16 protein-coding genes and 1 pseudogene are annotated in these 15,427 nt (G+C 59.5%); 7 read left to right on the forward strand and 10 right to left on the reverse strand.

Annotated features, from left to right (window positions below; all coding sequences use genetic code 11):
• Positions 1–64: 64 nt before the first annotated feature.
• The 7 genes from benC to ACM6IO_RS15785 form a co-directional block, all read right to left on the reverse strand.
• Positions 65–1,078 (reverse strand): benzoate 1,2-dioxygenase electron transfer component BenC, encoded by a 1,014-nt coding sequence (gene benC / locus ACM6IO_RS15755; protein WP_192229241.1) that lies wholly within the window; start codon positions 1,076–1,078, stop codon positions 65–67.
• A gap of 10 nt (positions 1,079–1,088) precedes the next feature.
• Positions 1,089–1,577 (reverse strand): benzoate 1,2-dioxygenase small subunit, encoded by a 489-nt coding sequence (gene benB / locus ACM6IO_RS15760; RefSeq protein ID WP_008029093.1) that lies wholly within the window; start codon positions 1,575–1,577, stop codon positions 1,089–1,091.
• The gene (gene benA / locus ACM6IO_RS15765) at positions 1,577–2,938 is read right to left on the reverse strand and encodes a benzoate 1,2-dioxygenase large subunit (protein ID WP_192229240.1); all 1,362 of its coding nucleotides are present in this window, start codon (positions 2,936–2,938) and stop codon (positions 1,577–1,579) included. The genes benB and benA overlap by 1 nt, the downstream gene beginning before the upstream one ends.
• Positions 2,939–3,211: 273 nt before the next feature.
• The gene (locus tag ACM6IO_RS15770) at positions 3,212–4,171 is read right to left on the reverse strand and encodes an AraC family transcriptional regulator (protein ID WP_008044866.1); all 960 of its coding nucleotides are present in this window, start codon (positions 4,169–4,171) and stop codon (positions 3,212–3,214) included.
• A gap of 213 nt (positions 4,172–4,384) precedes the next feature.
• Positions 4,385–5,314, reverse strand: a complete 930-nt coding sequence (catA, locus tag ACM6IO_RS15775; RefSeq protein WP_414911814.1) for a catechol 1,2-dioxygenase — start codon at positions 5,312–5,314, stop codon at positions 4,385–4,387.
• Between the two features lie 54 nt (positions 5,315–5,368).
• Entirely contained in the window at positions 5,369–5,659 is a 291-nt protein-coding gene (gene catC, locus ACM6IO_RS15780; RefSeq protein ID WP_008029082.1) for a muconolactone Delta-isomerase, read from the reverse strand.
• A gap of 10 nt (positions 5,660–5,669) precedes the next feature.
• Positions 5,670–6,818 carry a muconate cycloisomerase family protein gene (locus tag ACM6IO_RS15785; protein ID WP_008029080.1) on the reverse strand — a complete coding sequence of 383 codons (1,149 nt, stop codon included), beginning with the start codon at positions 6,816–6,818 and terminating at the stop codon, positions 5,670–5,672.
• Between the two features lie 124 nt (positions 6,819–6,942).
• Here ACM6IO_RS15785 and ACM6IO_RS15790 point away from each other — a divergent pair, with 124 nt between their 5' ends.
• Positions 6,943–7,839 carry a LysR family transcriptional regulator gene (locus tag ACM6IO_RS15790; RefSeq protein ID WP_008029078.1) on the forward strand — a complete coding sequence of 299 codons (897 nt, stop codon included), beginning with the start codon at positions 6,943–6,945 and terminating at the stop codon, positions 7,837–7,839.
• Positions 7,840–8,190: 351 nt separating this feature from the next.
• Here the strand turns inward: ACM6IO_RS15790 and ACM6IO_RS15795 are convergent, their stop codons facing one another.
• Positions 8,191–9,090 carry a polysaccharide deacetylase family protein gene (locus ACM6IO_RS15795; RefSeq protein WP_414911815.1) on the reverse strand — a complete coding sequence of 300 codons (900 nt, stop codon included), beginning with the start codon at positions 9,088–9,090 and terminating at the stop codon, positions 8,191–8,193.
• A 100-nt stretch (positions 9,091–9,190) separates the two neighbouring features.
• A pseudogene (locus ACM6IO_RS15800) lies at positions 9,191–10,081 on the reverse strand (ABC transporter substrate-binding protein).
• Between the two features lie 354 nt (positions 10,082–10,435).
• Between ACM6IO_RS15800 and ACM6IO_RS15805 the strand changes: the two are divergent.
• The 6 genes from ACM6IO_RS15805 (at position 10,436) to ACM6IO_RS15830 (ending at position 15,161) form a co-directional block, all read left to right on the forward strand.
• Positions 10,436–11,422: an aliphatic sulfonate ABC transporter substrate-binding protein gene (locus ACM6IO_RS15805; RefSeq protein WP_414911816.1), complete on the forward strand. Its 987-nt coding sequence runs from the start codon at positions 10,436–10,438 to the stop codon at positions 11,420–11,422.
• A gap of 64 nt (positions 11,423–11,486) precedes the next feature.
• Positions 11,487–12,329 carry an ABC transporter permease gene (locus ACM6IO_RS15810; protein ID WP_008043238.1) on the forward strand — a complete coding sequence of 281 codons (843 nt, stop codon included), beginning with the start codon at positions 11,487–11,489 and terminating at the stop codon, positions 12,327–12,329.
• A gap of 3 nt (positions 12,330–12,332) precedes the next feature.
• Entirely contained in the window at positions 12,333–13,046 is a 714-nt protein-coding gene (locus ACM6IO_RS15815) for an ABC transporter ATP-binding protein (RefSeq protein ID WP_414911817.1), read from the forward strand.
• A 469-nt stretch (positions 13,047–13,515) separates the two neighbouring features.
• Positions 13,516–14,196 (forward strand): SOS response-associated peptidase, encoded by a 681-nt coding sequence (locus ACM6IO_RS15820; protein ID WP_414911818.1) that lies wholly within the window; start codon positions 13,516–13,518, stop codon positions 14,194–14,196.
• A gap of 273 nt (positions 14,197–14,469) precedes the next feature.
• A complete protein-coding gene (locus tag ACM6IO_RS15825; protein WP_192229228.1) occupies positions 14,470–14,742 on the forward strand; it encodes a hypothetical protein in 273 nt (90 codons plus the stop codon).
• 191 nt (positions 14,743–14,933) lie between these two features.
• On the forward strand, positions 14,934–15,161 hold the full coding sequence (locus ACM6IO_RS15830) for a DUF6555 family protein (RefSeq protein ID WP_192229227.1): 228 nt from the start codon (positions 14,934–14,936) through the stop codon (positions 15,159–15,161).
• Positions 15,162–15,231: 70 nt separating this feature from the next.
• Here the strand turns inward: ACM6IO_RS15830 and ACM6IO_RS15835 are convergent, their stop codons facing one another.
• Entirely contained in the window at positions 15,232–15,381 is a 150-nt protein-coding gene (locus ACM6IO_RS15835) for a hypothetical protein (RefSeq protein ID WP_008043229.1), read from the reverse strand.
• Positions 15,382–15,427 lie beyond the last annotated feature (46 nt).

Below are 15,427 nucleotides of genomic sequence, written 5' to 3' on the forward strand. Positions count from 1 at the left end.
TAGACGCGGCGTCCTGGAGACCATCGCGAGCAGGCTCGCTCCCACATTGGTTTTGTGTCGCGACTTATGCCGCGCTGGCAGCGAACTTCTCGTAGTAGAAATTCACCGGCGCAATGCCTTGCTCGCGAATGTACTGGCTGACCGCCTCGACCATCGGCGGCGGGCCGCACAGGTACACATCGACGTCGCCCTCGTTCAAGTGTTTGGGCTCGATGTGCTGGGTCACGTAGCCTTTGAGCGGGTGCTGGCTGTCGGGGCTGGCCACGCAGGCGCTGAAGCTGAAATTCGGGATTCGCGCGGCGAAGGCTTCCAGCCGATCCATTTCCACCAGATCGAAATCGTTGGTCACGCCGTAGATCAGATGCAACGGATGTTCACTGCCCTGCTCGGCGATTTTTTCCAGCATCGCGGTGAATGGCGCAAGCCCCGTACCACCGGCCAGCAGCAACAACGGCCGACGGATGTCGCGCAGATAAAAACTGCCCAGCGGCCCGGCCAGGCTCATGCTGTCGCCGGCCTTGGCCATGCCGGTGAGGAAGCTGCTCATCAAACCGCCAGGCACATTGCGAATCAGGAAACTGACCTCGCCGTCACGCTGCAACGAGCTGAACGAATAAGCGCGGGTCTGCTCGCTGCCGGGAACCCCGAGGTTCACGTACTGCCCCGGCAGAAACGCCAGTTTGCTCAGGGCATCGCCCTTGATCGACAGTGCGATGGTGCTGTCGGACAACTGGCGCACGGCGCTGATGGTCGCTTCAAAACTGGCCTGCTGGGTGCGGCAGACTTCCGAGGAGGCCGGCACCCGCACCACGCAATCGCTCTGGGCGCGCATCTGGCAGGTCAGAACAAAACCCTGTTCGGCTTCCTCAGCCGTGAGCGCGTCCTCGATGTATTCCTCGCCCAGGTCGTAACGGCCGGCTTCGGCGAAACATTTGCACGTACCACAGGCGCCGTCGCGGCAATCCAGCGGAATGTTGATGCCTTGACGGTACGCGGCGTCGGCCACGGTTTCGCCGGCGTTGGCGTCGATGAAACGGGTGACGCCGTCTTCGAAATTAAATGCGATGGAATGAGTCATGACGGCCGCCTCACAGGTGGTAAACATCGATGACCTGGCGAACGTAGTCGTTCTTCAGGATCACTTTCTTGGCCTTGATCAGCGGGTTTTCGCCGCGCATATCGAGGGTGTAGAAACTGCTGCCGAAATAGCTGTCGACGGTCTTGTAGCGAAAGCTCAAGGTGTGCCAGTTGAAGCGCACCTTGCACAGGCCGTCCGCCTGTTCCAGAAGCTCGATGTTGCTGATGTTGTGCGAGGTGCGGGTGTCCGGCACGGTGGCGCTGGAACGCTCGGTCTTGATACGGAAGATGCGGTCTTCCAGACCCGTGCGGTTGCCGTACCAGATCAGCGAAATTTCCCGTTGCGGGTCTTCAGTCAGTTCGTCGTTGTCGTCCCAGGACGGCATCCAGAACGTCGCATCCGTGGCGTACAACTCCAGCCATTCGTCCCATTGCCGGTCATCGAGGTAGCGCGCTTCGCGGTAGAGAAAGTCGCGCACGGTTTCATAGGTGATGGTCATTACACGGTCTCCACGGCAATCAGCTTCGATTGCTCGGCAGCCAGGGCCTTGAGCATGGTTTGCTGCCAATACTTGTGCTGCAACACGAACAGGCCTTCGTCCTCGGTGCGCACACCGCTGAGCAACGGATGCAGGTCAATTTCCTTCGCCGCCTCATCGGCGCCTTCGACCCAGTGCTCGGCGCCACGGGACATGTCGTTCCAGGCGGTCACGCTGCCCTGGTAACCGGTCTGGCAGGAGCGGAACTCTTCCAGATCGTCCGGGGTGGCCATGCCGCTGACGTTGAAGAAATCCTCGTACTGACGAATCCGGCTCGAACGGGCGTGATCGCTTTCGCCTTTGGGGGCGATGCAGTAAATGGTGATTTCCGTACGGTTGACCGAGATCGGCCGGGCGATGCGGATCTGCGAGCTGAACTGGTCCATCAGGTACACGTTCGGGTACAGGCACAGGTTGCGCGAGTTTTCGATCATCCAGTCGGCGCGAGCCTTGCCGAAGTCCTTGGCCAGCTCATCGCGACGTTCGTACAGCGGACGGTCTTCAGGGTTGGCCCAACGGGTCCAGAGCAGCATGTGGCCTTTGTCGAACGAGTAGAAACCACCGCCCTGCTTGGCCCAGCTGCCGGCGCTCATGGTCGGGTTGGTGTCGCCGGCCTCGCGCTGTTTGCGCTGGTTCTGGGTGGCGGCGTAGTTCCAGTGCACCGAGCTGACGTGGTAACCGTCGGCGCCGTTTTCGGCGGTGAGTTTCCAGTTGCCTTCGTAGATGTAGCTGGACGAACCGCGCAGCACTTCCAGGCCGTCGGCGGACTGGTCGACGATCATGTCGATGATCTTCGCCGACTCGCCCAAATGCTCAACCAGCGGCACCACGTCAGCCTTGAGGCTGCCGAACAGGAAGCCGCGATAGGATTCGAAACGGGCGACTTTGGTCAGGTCGTGGGAGCCTTCGCAGTTGAAGCTCGCCGGGTAGCCGGCCGCTGCCGGGTCTTTTACTTTCAGCAGTTTGCCGGAGTTGTTGAAGGTCCAGCCATGAAACGGGCAGGTGTACGAGCTTTTGTTGCCGGACTTGTGTCGGCAAAGCATCGCGCCACGGTGACTGCAGGCGTTGATAAAGGCGTTCAGCTCACCGTCCTTGTTGCGCGCGATGAAGATCGACTGGCGCCCCATGGTGGTGGTGTAGAAATCGTTTTTGTTGGGGATCTGGCTTTCGTGCGCCAGGTACAGCCAGTTGCCTTCGAAGATGTATTCCATCTCAAGATCGAACAGCCGCGGATCGGTGAACATCTCGCGCTTGCAGCGGTAGATGCCTTGTTCTGGATCGTCCTCGAGCAAGGATTGAAGATATTCGGGTCGCAGGGTCATGGCCGCCGCCTCCATTGTTATTGTTCAGGCAAGGCTCATGCTAGGACGGGGCAATGGGGTGGACTATCCGCTGGGTGCAGACCTTTATCCGTTTAGTGCAAAGACCGATGTAGGAGCCGGCTTGCCGGCGATCGACGCAACGCGGTGTGCCAGACACACCACCATTCTGTAGGAGCCGGCTTGCTGGCGATTCAGGCGATGCGGCGTGTCAGATAGACCGCGTCGTTTGAATCGCCAGCAAGCCGGCTCCTACAGTTCGTGGTGTACCTGCGATCACTCGCGGCGTTTGAGGGTGTCCGACGGTAACTCGCCGAACTGTTTGCGGTAGTTGTCGGAGAATCGCCCCAAATGCAAAAACCCATAATCCATCGCCACTTCCGTAACGTTACGCACATTACAGGTCGGGTCGCTCAAACAGGCATTGATACGCTCCAGACGTTTCTGCCGGATGTAGTTTTTCGGCGTAGTGCCGGCGTTGCGTTCGAACAAGCCATACAGTGAACGCAGGCTCATCCGTGCCTGACGCGCCAGTTCTTCACTGTCGATGTCCTGCTTGAGGTGGCGTGCGATGTAGTCGGCAATCACCTCGAACGTGGCCGTCTGTGAGCCGAGGTTGATGCGGCTGACGTTGGTCTGCATCAGGCTGAGCATCTTGCTGACGATGATCTGTGCGTAATGCTCCTGCACTTTGGGAATCTGCTCGGTGGCCTCGGCCTCCTGGCAAATCATCGCCAGCAGCCCGACAAACCCTTCGAGTTCATTGAGCTGGTAACGGTTCTCCAGAAACCGCACACCCTGCCCCGGATAGCGCCAGCGCTGCTCGTCGCACACGGACTCAAGCAACGTCGTGGGAACTTTGAGGATGAATTTTTCGCAATCGTCAGAGTACGTCAGGTCCACCGGATCGTCGGGATTGATCAGCAGCAACTCGCCAGGCGCGAAGTAATGTTCCTGACCGTGCCCGCGCCACAGGCAGTTGCCACGCAGCAACACTTGCAGGTGATAGATGCTTTCCAGTGCGCCCGAGGTGACCCGCACGCTGCCGCCATAGCTGATGCGGCACAGGTCGAGGCTGGCAAACTTGCGATGATTGAGACTGGCCAGGGGTTGCCCGGCGCGCGGCATCAGGATGCAATGATTACCGACATGCTGATTGACGTAGCCCGACACCGCGTACGGGTCGGCATGGTCGAATACGGAGCTGCGCTGACTCAACAGTTGCGCTTGCATCATCGGGTCACTCTCGTTGTTTTTATGGGGTGCGTCGGGTCATTCTAAGGCAGTGCTTGCAGCGGTGTGTCAGTTGATCGACATGTGGAATATTCTGGCCCTTTCGCGAGCAAGCCCGCTCCCACATTTTGACCGTAGTCCCACTGAAGAAACACGGTCGAATGTGGGAGCGAGCCTGCTCGCGAAAGCGGTGTGTCAGTCATCGCCAAGCTGGAATCAATCCTCCAGCGCGCGAACCCGCTCGTGGCGCTGCTGCTCTTGCGGCTGGGCGGACGATTGCAAGGTGAAATCGAATTCGATCTCGGCAAAACGACCGCTGACGCCATGCGCCGCTGCGCGTTGTTGATCATCGCTGAAGGTGATTTTCGCGATCAGCTCGTCACGGGTGGCGTAGGCGAAATCGTCGTGCAGGTATTGATCGCCGTCGAGGTTGATCTGGGTGGTCAGGTGACGATGATCCGGCGCCGAGATGAAGAAGTGCACGTGCGCCGGACGCTGGCCGTGACGGCCCAGTTGATCGAGCAGTTGCTGAGTCGGACCGTCCGGCGGGCAGCCGTAACCCGACGGCACGATGCTGCGGAAGCGGTAGCGACCTTCGGCGTCGGTGACGATGCGCCGACGCAAGTTGAATTCAGATTGCGTGGTATCGAAGTACGAATAAGTGCCGCCGGTATTGGCGTGCCAGACATCCACAATCGCACCGGCCAACGGTTCGCCGGCGGTGTTGAACACACGGCCCTGCATGAACAGCGTCACACCCGGATCGAGGCCATCATCCAGACGCGCTTCACCTTGGGACAACGGCGCACCGGCCACGTACAGCGGGCCTTCGATGGTGCGCGGCGTGCCGCCAGCCTTGCCGGCCTGTTCGTCTTCGGCGTCCATCAGCAGGTCGAGGTAGTGTTCCAGGCCCAACCCGGCCACCACCAGTCCAGCCTCCTGGCGCGCACCCAGCACATTGAGGTAATTGACGGCTTTCCAGAACTCTTCCGGGGTCACGGCGAGGTCTTCGATGATGTTCACCGAATCACGCAGGATGCGGTAGATCAGGGCTTTGGTGCGCGGATTGCCGGCATCGTTGTGCAGGCCGCTGGCCTCTTCGAGAAACTTCTGGGCTTTGGCAGTGTGGGAAATTTTTACGTTCATTTTATGGGTTCCTCATCTTGTAATTATTAGCGTGGCGAACTGAACAGGCCAGGTTCAGCGGTCATCCTCGCGGATGGAAGAAGGATGCCGGCACATCGCGGTGACTTCGATCGCCATGTACGGGTACAGCGGCAATTGCATGAGCAAGTCGTGCAGCTCTTGAACGCTGTCGACATCGAACACGCTGTAATTGGCATAGAGCCCGGCAATGCGCCACAGGTGACGCCACTTACCTTGATCCTGCAGACGCTGGGCCAGGGCTTTTTCGTCAGCCTTGAGCTGCGCGGCGCGTTCGGGGTTCATGTCGACCGGCAAATTCACGGTCATCTTTACGTGGAACAGCATAATGCTCTCCTCAGGCTTGATGAATGGCAGTGGATGTCTTGTCGCGACGGAAAAACGCCAGGCGTTCTTCATCGAGGTTCAGGCCCAGCCCCGGGGTTTTCGGCACGTGCAGCTCGAAATCGCGATAGACCAGCGGCTCGCTGAGAATGTCTTCGGTCAACAGCAGCGGGCCGAACAGCTCGGTGTCCCACGCCAGTTTGTTCAACGTGACGAAGGCATGGGCCGACGCCATGGTGCCCAGACCACCTTCAAGCATGGTGCCGCCGTACAGGCCGATGCCCGCCGCTTCGGCAATCGCGGCGGTCCGCAGCACGGCGCGTGGGCCGCCGTTCTTGGCAATCTTCAGGGCGAACACCGAAGCCGCGCCTTCACGGGCCAGGTTGAACGCATCTTCCACGCATTCGATGGATTCATCGGCCATGATCGGCGCCGGGCTGATGGCGTTCAGGCGCGCCATGCCCGAGCGGTTATTGCGCGAGATCGGCTGCTCGATCAGGTCGATGCCGTTGCTGCCGAGAATCCGGCAGGCGCGTAATGCGACGGCTTCATCCCAGGCCTGATTGACGTCGACCCGCACGCTGGCGCGATCGCCGAGGGCTTTCTTGATCGCGATGACGTGGGCCAGATCGCGATTGACTTCGCCGGCACCGATTTTCAGTTTGAAGATGCGATGGCGGCGCAGGTCGAGCATTTTTTCCGCTTCGGCGATGTCCTTGTCGGTGTCACCGCTGGCCAGGGTCCAGGCCACTGGCAGCGCATCCCGAACGCGGCCGCCCAGCAGTTCGCTGACCGGCAGGCCAAGGCGTTTGCCCTGGGCATCGAGCAACGCGGTTTCGATACCTGACTTGGCAAAGGTGTTGCCACGGATGCTGCGCTCCAGGCGCAACATCGCAGCGTTGACGTTGGCGCTGTCCTGACCCAGCAGCAGCGGCGCGAAGTGCCGGTCGATGTTGGTCTTGATGCTGTCCGGGCTTTCATTGCCATACGCCAGGCCACCGATGGTGGTGGATTCGCCAATGCCTTCAATGCCATCGGCGCAGCGCACGCGAATGATCACCAGCGTCTGGTTCTGCATGGTGTGCATCGCCAGCTTGTGCGGGCGGATGGTCGGCAGATCGACGATGATCGTCTCGATCGATTCAATGGCAGTTGCAAGCATGTCGATACCCGTCAGGTTCTTAAAGTTCTGGAACCGATTCTGGTACGGCTTTTTTCGGGAAGCCAATATAGAATTGGTCTGACTTGATACCTTTAAGGTATGCAAACTGCTTTGCGGAGGCCTCATGGAACTGCGTCACCTGCGGTATTTTCAGGTGTTGGCTCAAACCCTCAACTTCACCCGCGCGGCCGAACTGCTGCACATCGCCCAGCCGCCACTGAGCCGACAGATTCAGCAACTGGAGGATGAACTCGGGGTGTTGCTGCTGGATCGCGGACGGCCGCTGAAGCTGACCGACGCCGGGCGGTTTTTCCATGAACACAGCACTGCCCTGCTGGAGCAACTGGGCAAGGTCTGCGACAACACGCGACGCATCGGCCTGGGGGAAAAAACCTGGCTGGGGATTGGTTTTGCGCCGTCGACACTCTATGGCGTGCTGCCGGAACTGATTCGCCGCTTGCGCAGCGGCGAGCCTCTGGAGCTGGAACTGGGGCTCTCGGAAATGACCACGCTGCAACAGGTGCAGGCGCTCAAGGCCGGTCGGATCGATATCGGTTTCGGCCGCATCCGCATCGACGACCCGGCCATTATCCAGACGGTGTTGACCGAAGACCGGCTGGTCGCCGCCCTGCCCGCCGGTCATCCGCTACTGGCGGGGCCGATCAGCCTGCGCGAGCTGGCGAAGGAACCTTTCGTGCTGTACCCCGGCAATCCGCGCCCCAGCTACGCCGACCATGTGATCGGGCTGTTCGAGTCCTATGGCGTCAGCATTCACGTGGCGCAGTGGACCAACGAACTGCAAACCGCCATCGGCCTGGTGGGCGCAGGAATCGGCGTCACCCTGGTGCCGGCCTCGGTGCAATTGCTGCACCGCGACGACATCGGCTTCACGCCGCTGCTGGAAGACAACGCGACCTCGCCGATCATCCTCAGCCGACGCGTGGGCGACGTGTCGCCAGGGTTGAATCATTGCTTGCGGATGATTGATGAATTATCGCCGCAACAGCTGAACGCTTTGTAAGAGCCCGGCTTGCTGGCGATGGCACCCGTGAGATCGCCATCGCCGGCAAGCCGGCTCCTACAAATTGTGGGGGTGCTCGGGATTGAGGGTGTACGCAAAACCTGTAGGAGTCCGGCTTGCCGGCGATGGCGTCCGCGAGATCGCCATCGCCAGTAAGCCGGCTCCTACAAATTGCGGGGGTGTTCGGGATTGAGGGTTCACGCAAAACCTGTAGGAGCCCGGCTTGCTGGCGATGGCGCCCGTGAGATCGCCATCGCCAGCAAGCTGACTCCTACAGGTTGTGAGGGTGTTCGGGATTGAGGATTATTCATCTGCCGGCGAACGTTATGCGGCTCTCACTTAGATCAACATTCAATGAGCGTCCCCGTCCCAGATCCAGTTCCAGACCCCCGGCAATTTCACCGGCTGCGCACTGTCACGAACGGTGCGCGCCATGGCCGCCCGTTGCAGTTCGGCCTGATCATCGTAAAACGGCTTCTGCGCCGTTTTCACGCCGGTCGCCTGCGCACTGTCGAGAAGGATTTGCAGGTATTCGCGGGCATGTCGGGCGGTGTAGCGATTGAGGTCGTGAAAGGTCACCACCACCGGGATCACCCCATCCACCGTCGGCAATTCACCCAATGCGATGCGCTCGCGCACCTCCGACATCTGCCGCAGCATGTTGGCCCGGCGCCGGGGGCTGGCGTTGAAACCCCAGATCTTGCCGTCGTTGGCGCTCAGGTCGGTCAGCAACACGTGCATGCCGTGCTTTTGATAAGCGGCGAAAACCCGTTTGTCGTAGTTCCAGAAAGGCGGCCGTACCAGAGTCGGCGGCGTGCCGGTGATGGCGGCGATGTCGGCACTGCCTTTGGTCAATGACTGTTCCAGTTCTTCCGGGCTCAGAGAACGGTGATTGGTGTGCCAGTGGGTGGCCGTGTGGAAACCGAGAATCTGCCCATCGGCATGCTCGCGGCGCATGACCTCACGGCCGATGTCGCTGTCGCCCGCCCGTGGCGCGCCGGTCTGCACAAAGAACACCGCTTTGAGGTTCGGCTGCACCGGGTTGGTGGCGAGGCTGTCGAGGATTGTCATCGTCGGGTTCCAGAAACTCGACGCGCTGGGACCGTCGTCGAACGTCAGCAGAAACCGGATCGGTGCTTGCGCGTGCAGACGCTGTTCGGTTTGCGGTGTCATTTCGATGGGAGCAGCGATGCAACCCACCAGCCCGACGGCAATGGCGAGTGCGCTGAGAATCTTGAACAGCTGTTTCATGTTGTGCCTTGAGCCGGACCGTTAAGCCCGCACAGGTGTGCGGGCGCGGTTTGGATCAGGGTACACAGTGTTTGGTTCCGGTGCTGCCCGGCATTGTCGATTACTGGGTAAACGCCTGCTCGAACGAGTTGTCGATAATCGGCGCGGTCGCCAGCGCTGTCGGCAGTGCTTTGACCTTGAACAGAAAATCCGCCGTGCTTTGCAGGTCCTTAGCAGCCTGTGCATCCACCGGGCCGACGGTCATGTGAGCCTGGCGTAACCAGTGACGCGAGACGTTCTGGTCAAGATTGGCCTTCTTCGCCCACAGATCGGCATATTCGTCGGTGTGATTGTCGACCCAGGCCCGTGCCTTTTTCAGGCGAACCAGGAAGTCGGCGATGGCTTCGCGCTTGCTGTCGATTGAGGGTGTCGAAGCGGCGATGGCGCTGAGGCCTGGCATGAGGTTCTTGGCGGTAAGAATCGGTCGCGCGCCGGAGAACAGAATCTGTTGGGAAATGTAGGGTTCCCAGACCGGGAAGGCATCAATGCTGCCCTGAGGCAGCGCGGCGGCGGCATCGATCGGCATCAGCTTGATAAAGTCGACGTAGTCCTCCGGCAGGTCAGCTTATTGCAAGGCACGCAGGGTCAATTGCTGGCTCCAGGCGCCGGGCCAGTAGGCAACTTTCTTGCCCTTGAGATCGGCGATGGTCTTGACCGGCGAATCCTTGGGCACCAGCAAGGCGATGGTGTCCGGGTTCTGCCGCGAGACGCCGATCAGCTTGACCGGCGCCTGCTTTGCAGCGAGGAACAGGAAGCCTGAATCGCCCAGAAAACCCACGTCCAGCGCCCCGGTGTTCAACGCTTCGGCCAGCGGTGCAGCGGCCTGAAAATGCTTCCAGTCAACGGTGTAAGGCGCCCCATCCAGCACCCCCGAAGCCTCCACCGAAGCGCGCACGTTGTAGTAATTCTGATCACCGACATGCAGGACAACGGGCTCAGCGGCGTAGGCCATTGGCGCAGCAAACAACGCACTGGTCAGCAAACTGCGAACGAATCTGGACAGGTTCATCGGGGGCTCCTTGAGAGTGAATGGCATAGACCATAACGCTCTTACTGGATGCTTTTTAAATTCGATTTACGCATAAGCTCATGACTGTCAGTCAACACTGTTCACCCGGCAACAGCGAGCCGACAGACTGTTTTCCCTGCAACACCCTTCTGCTTCATTCCTCGCCTCAACGCCTTGAAAAGGCCTGATATCCAAGACATGGCACAGAGCCTGCAATATTCCTTTTACGCAGGAAGCATTTATAAAAAATGAATTTTTCGACATAAGAAACTCAACGCCTTGTCCGGAGCCGATCCCATGAAGTCCATCTTCCGCTTTCCCAAAGTCAGGTATCTGCTCAGCGCCTGCGCCCTGGCCTTGAGCCTGCAACCCGCCGCGCAGGCTGCTGAAACACCGCCGGCCGAAGTGCATCTGGATTACGCCTACTACTCGCCAGTGAGTTTGGTGCTTAAACACTTTGGATTTCTGGAAAAAGCCCTGCCGCAGACCAAAGTCAGTTGGGTGCTGAGTCAGGGCAGCAACCGCTCGCTGGAGTACCTCAACAGCGGCGGCGTTGATTTCGCCTCCTCCGCCAGCCTCGCCGCCGTGCTCAGCCGCGCCAATGGCAGCCCGATCAAATCGGTTTACGTCTACAGCCGCGCCGAATGGACCGCATTGGTGGTGCGCAAGGATTCGCCCTACCAGACCGTCGCCGACCTGAAAGGCAAGAAAATCGCCGCCACCAAAGGCACCGACCCGTACCTGTTCACCCTGCGCAGCCTGCAACAGGCCGGCCTGAGCAAAGACGATGTGGAACTGGTGCACTTGCAGCACCCGGATGGCCGCACGGCCCTGGAAAAAGGCGACGTCGACGCCTGGGCCGGCCTCGACCCACACATGGCCGCCAGCAAGGTCCAGGCCGGTTCGCGCCTGTTGTATCGCAACACCAACTTCAACAGTTATGGCGTAGTCAGCGTTACTGACACTTATGCGAAAGAGCACCCGCAGACCATCGAAACCGTACTGAATGCGTACGAAAAGGCCCGCGACTGGGCGGTAAAAAACCCTGACGAACTGGCGAAACTGCTCGCTACCGAATCCGGTCTGCCGCTGGAAGTGGCCAAGCTGCAACTGTCCCGCACTGACCTGAGCAGCCCGCAACTGACCGCCAGGGATGTGATCGCCTCCAAGGCCGCCGCGCCGATTCTGGTGTCCGAAGAACTGGTGCGTCGTGGGGTGAATGTCGATCAGGTCATCGATCAGTTGATCGACACCGGCTTCAAGGAAACCGTGGCCCGTCAGTAAATCACCGCCAACGGGGCACAACGAATCCGCGCCAGTCGCGGATTCGTCATGACCGGAGAATCTCATGACCAGCAAAAGCAAAGACCTGCCCCTCGAACTGCCGACGCCACGTCGTGCCGCTCTTTCCTTGAACAATGCCTGGCGTTTGCGTCTCAAGGGTCTGGCGTTGCCGGTGCTGATCCTCCTGGTGCTGGAATTTGTCGTACGCATCGGCTGGTTGCCGTCCTACCAAATGCCGGCGCCCAGCGAAATCGCCCTGACCTTGAGAGACCTCGCCGAAGGCGCGCTGTGGAAACACATCAGCACCAGCCTGTTGCGCGTGTTGCTCGGTTTCGCCATCGGCGCCGGCCTGGCACTGGTGTTTGCCGCCTGGGTCGGTTTGAGCCGCGAAGCCGAAGCCTGGCTTGAGCCGACCTTCGCCGGCCTGCGTTCGATTCCGAGCCTGGCCTGGGTGCCCCTGTTGTTGCTGTGGCTGGGCATCGACGAAACCTCGAAAATCGTCCTGATTGCCATCGGCGCGTTCTTCCCGGTGTACCTCAACGGCGTCGCGGCGATTCGTGACATCGACCGCAAACTGGTGGAAGTCGGGCAGATGTATGGCTTCGGTCGCACACGGCTGGTCCGGCGGATTCTGCTGCCCGCCGCCCTGCCCGGCCTGTTTACCGGGTTGCGCAGCGGCATGAGCCTGGCGTGGATGTTTCTGGTGGCCGCGGAGCTGATCGCCGCGACCAAAGGGTTGGGTTATCTGCTCAGTGACGGTCGCGAGACGTCCCGCCCGGACATCGTGCTCGCAGCAATCATTGTGCTGGCGCTGCTGGGCAAACTCAGCGATGGCATTCTCGCCGGCCTGGAGAAACGCTTCCTGGCGTGGCGCGACACGTTCAACGGCCAAAGCACAGAGGATTGAGCCATGACCGATTATCTGCTGGACATTCGCGTCCAGCGCAAAACTTTCGCCACCACCACTGTGCTCAGGGATATCCACCTGCAATTGCAGCCCCGGCAAACCGTCAGCCTGCTGGGCCCCAGCGGGTGCGGAAAAAGCACGTTGTTGCGGATCGTTGCCGGTCTGGAAAAGGACTTTCAGGGTGAACTGAATCGCAGCGCCGGTGAGGTCGCGTTCGTGTTTCAGGAACCTCGATTGATGCCCTGGCTGACGGTCGAGCAGAACATCGGCTTCAGCGCCGACAACCGATATGACAAGGCCTGGGTCGCACAACTGATCGATGAAGTCGGCCTCGGCGGGTTCGCTCAAGCGTTACCCAAGGCGCTTTCCGGCGGCATGGCGCAGCGGGTCGCCATTGCTCGCGGCCTCTACTCACGGCCCGATGTGTTGTTGCTGGACGAACCGTTCAGCGCGGTGGACGCCTTCACCCGGATGAAACTGCAAGACCTGTTGCTGCAACTGGCCGAGCGTCACGCCATCGCCCTGCTGCTGGTGACCCACGATGTCGATGAAGCGCTGTACCTCAGCGACCGCGTCCTGGTCATGGACAATCGCCCCAGCAGCATTCGCCAGGAACTGGCGGTGCAACTGCCCCATCCGCGTGATCGGCGCGATCCGCTGCTGGCGCAATTGAAGGCCCTGTCGTTGACCGAACTGCAACGGGCGCACGTCATTTGAATCGCCCAGCGTTCCCCGATCCCTAACATCCTGACGATCCGTAGGAGCCAGGCTTGCCGGCGATGGCGTCCGCAAGATCGCCATCGCCAGCAAGCCGGCTCCTACAGGGTTTGCGTGAATCCCCGATCCCGGACATCTCCCAATCCGTAGGAGCCAGGCTTGCCGGCGAAGGCGTCCGTAAGATCGCCATCGCCAGCAAGCCGGCTCCTACAGGTTTTGCGTGAATTCCCAATCCCGAACATCCCTCAATCCGTAGGAGTCCGGCTTGCCGGCGAAGGCGTCCGTAAGATCGCCATCGCCGGCAAGCCGGGCTCCTACAGGGTTCGCGTGAATCCCCAATCCCGGACATCCCCCAATCCGTAGGAGCCGGCTTGCTGGCGATGGCGTCTGTGAAATCGCCATCGCCGGCAAGCCGGGCTCCTACAGGTGAAGCGTCTAAGCTGAAGGTTCCAGTCGGAGGTTTCTTTCGATGTGCGGAAGACTCTCGCAATACCGGGGCATTCATGACTTCGTGGCGGTGCTGAGTATTCCCGACGCGCTAATCAACCATGTCGGCGATGAACCGCTGGCCAGATACAACGCCGCGCCGACGAATCAACTCGCGTTGTTTCATCGAGAAAGCAATGGGCTCCAGGCCGACAAGGTGCGCTGGGGATGGCGGCCGCACTGGGCAAAGGATCGTGCGGCGCCGATCAATGCACGGGTGGAGAAAGTCGCCCACGGTCCGTTCTTCCGCGCAATCTGGCCGCACCGCGCGATTGTGCCGATCGACAACTGGTTCGAATGGGTCGATACGCCGGACTCAACGAGACAGCCATGGCTCATCCGGCGGCAGGACCGCGAACCGATTTTCTGCGCCGCGATTGGCCGGTTTCCCAAAGATGGCGAGGAACCGAGAGACGACAACGGTTTCGTGATCATTACCGCGGACAGCGCCGGTGGCATGCTCGACATTCACGACCGGCGGCCGGTGGTGTTGTCGCCGGAACTGGCACGGGAATGGCTCGATCCCGCCACGCCCCCGGAACGCGCCGAACAGATGGCCTTGTTTCAAGGCGAAGGCAGCGAAGTTTTCGAGTGGTACAAAGTTGGCAAGGCTGTAGGCAACGTGAGGAATCAAGACGCGTCGCTGATTGACGAGAGTGCATGAACTTATCAATACCAACAGCCTGACGGGTGCCAATAACTGTTAGCTATGCAGACCAATAACTTAAACGTTACACAGACTGTTTCACCCAAGTAACACTTACTGATAGAGGGTGCTTTGCTGTATCAACCGCTTGTCCGACAATTTGATCGTCATACATACATTTAGAATAACTACGGATAGCATGCGCGCCGCATTTCCATTGGCATCGCCCAGTTGACCAACGAGTCAACAACTAAGGAAATCCCAACTACAACAAGCCTTGCAGAGAATTAAATGCGCGACGATTTTGCAATCAATCAAGTCGTTGGTCTGGAGTGCGTTTATCTTTCGACGACAGAGCACTATCGGCTGGACTGTTTCATCGAGCAATACATAAAGACCCGTAACCTGCGATCGGTTCCGGGGATTGACGGCACCTTGCGTTCAACGCTCATACACTATCCCGGCAAGCCGCCGGTCATGGTCAACGAAGTGAACGCATGGATCGACAAGACCCTGGGCTATCGGGCCTCACATCCCGACGAATTGCAACTCGACGACGCTTGAAACGACACGCAGGCCTACGTTTGGCAAAAGAACTGAACGAACCCGTCGTCGCCGTACTCTGAACGGTAGAGGCTCACTGAGCCTCCTCCTTTTTCAGCAGTCCTATTTCTGCATCACACTTTCACCGCAGATCTCTCTGAATTTTCATTCGACGACTAAGCCACTGACCTGGCTGGCTTCACGAGAGATAGATGAGTGAACTCGTCCCCTATGCCGTGCATTACTTATTCGACGGTGTGCGACAGCACTTTTTCAAGATGGCTGTGCATTTTTCCGATGTCGAAGCGATTCATTCGGCGTCTGCGCATGCTTACCCTGAATCCGGCCGCAAGATCGCCGAACACGCCACCCTCGAAGCGGCACGGATCAAAGCACAGCAATTGGGCATTACCCAGATTCGCTGGAATGTGTCGATCTGATTGACTGGCAAAAAAAAGCCCCGCGCATTGGCGGGGCTTTGTTGTATGCGCAGATCGGTCAGAGCGCCTGCTAAAACTTTCTATCAGGTTCTGACAGTTCCTTCCCGTCGTCAGGATGCTTCCAGTCAGGCGTCGAACGTTTCTGCCGCTCGATCTCTTCTTCCGTCGGTTCATCCATGTCTTCATCTTCCGGATCCGGACGCTTTTGTTCAGTTGCCATGCTCACCTCTCTCCCTAAGGGATCAGTCATCAACTTTAAGCGTAGA

The sequence above is a fragment of the Pseudomonas sp. IT-P44 genome (assembly GCF_949768225.1).
Classification (GTDB): domain Bacteria; phylum Pseudomonadota; class Gammaproteobacteria; order Pseudomonadales; family Pseudomonadaceae; genus Aquipseudomonas; species Aquipseudomonas migulae.

Excerpts from the sequence above, each read along its gene's own strand:
- benC (WP_192229241.1), bottom strand. The coding sequence starts at position 1,078 with ATGACTCATTCCATCGCATTTAATTTCGAAGACGGCGTCACCCGTTTC.
- benB (WP_008029093.1), bottom strand. The coding sequence starts at position 1,577 with ATGACCATCACCTATGAAACCGTGCGCGACTTTCTCTACCGCGAAGCG.
- benA (WP_192229240.1), bottom strand. The coding sequence starts at position 2,938 with ATGACCCTGCGACCCGAATATCTTCAATCCTTGCTCGAGGACGATCCA.
- ACM6IO_RS15770 (WP_008044866.1), bottom strand. The coding sequence starts at position 4,171 with ATGATGCAAGCGCAACTGTTGAGTCAGCGCAGCTCCGTATTCGACCAT.
- catA (WP_414911814.1), bottom strand. The coding sequence starts at position 5,314 with ATGAACGTAAAAATTTCCCACACTGCCAAAGCCCAGAAGTTTCTCGAA.
- catC (WP_008029082.1), bottom strand. The coding sequence starts at position 5,659 with ATGCTGTTCCACGTAAAGATGACCGTGAATTTGCCGGTCGACATGAAC.
- ACM6IO_RS15785 (WP_008029080.1), bottom strand. The coding sequence starts at position 6,818 with ATGCTTGCAACTGCCATTGAATCGATCGAGACGATCATCGTCGATCTG.
- ACM6IO_RS15790 (WP_008029078.1), top strand. The coding sequence starts at position 6,943 with ATGGAACTGCGTCACCTGCGGTATTTTCAGGTGTTGGCTCAAACCCTC.
- ACM6IO_RS15795 (WP_414911815.1), bottom strand. The coding sequence starts at position 9,090 with ATGAAACAGCTGTTCAAGATTCTCAGCGCACTCGCCATTGCCGTCGGG.
- ACM6IO_RS15805 (WP_414911816.1), top strand. The coding sequence starts at position 10,436 with ATGAAGTCCATCTTCCGCTTTCCCAAAGTCAGGTATCTGCTCAGCGCC.
- ACM6IO_RS15810 (WP_008043238.1), top strand. The coding sequence starts at position 11,487 with ATGACCAGCAAAAGCAAAGACCTGCCCCTCGAACTGCCGACGCCACGT.
- ACM6IO_RS15815 (WP_414911817.1), top strand. The coding sequence starts at position 12,333 with ATGACCGATTATCTGCTGGACATTCGCGTCCAGCGCAAAACTTTCGCC.
- ACM6IO_RS15820 (WP_414911818.1), top strand. The coding sequence starts at position 13,516 with ATGTGCGGAAGACTCTCGCAATACCGGGGCATTCATGACTTCGTGGCG.
- ACM6IO_RS15825 (WP_192229228.1), top strand. The coding sequence starts at position 14,470 with ATGCGCGACGATTTTGCAATCAATCAAGTCGTTGGTCTGGAGTGCGTT.
- ACM6IO_RS15830 (WP_192229227.1), top strand. The coding sequence starts at position 14,934 with ATGAGTGAACTCGTCCCCTATGCCGTGCATTACTTATTCGACGGTGTG.
- ACM6IO_RS15835 (WP_008043229.1), bottom strand. The coding sequence starts at position 15,381 with ATGGCAACTGAACAAAAGCGTCCGGATCCGGAAGATGAAGACATGGAT.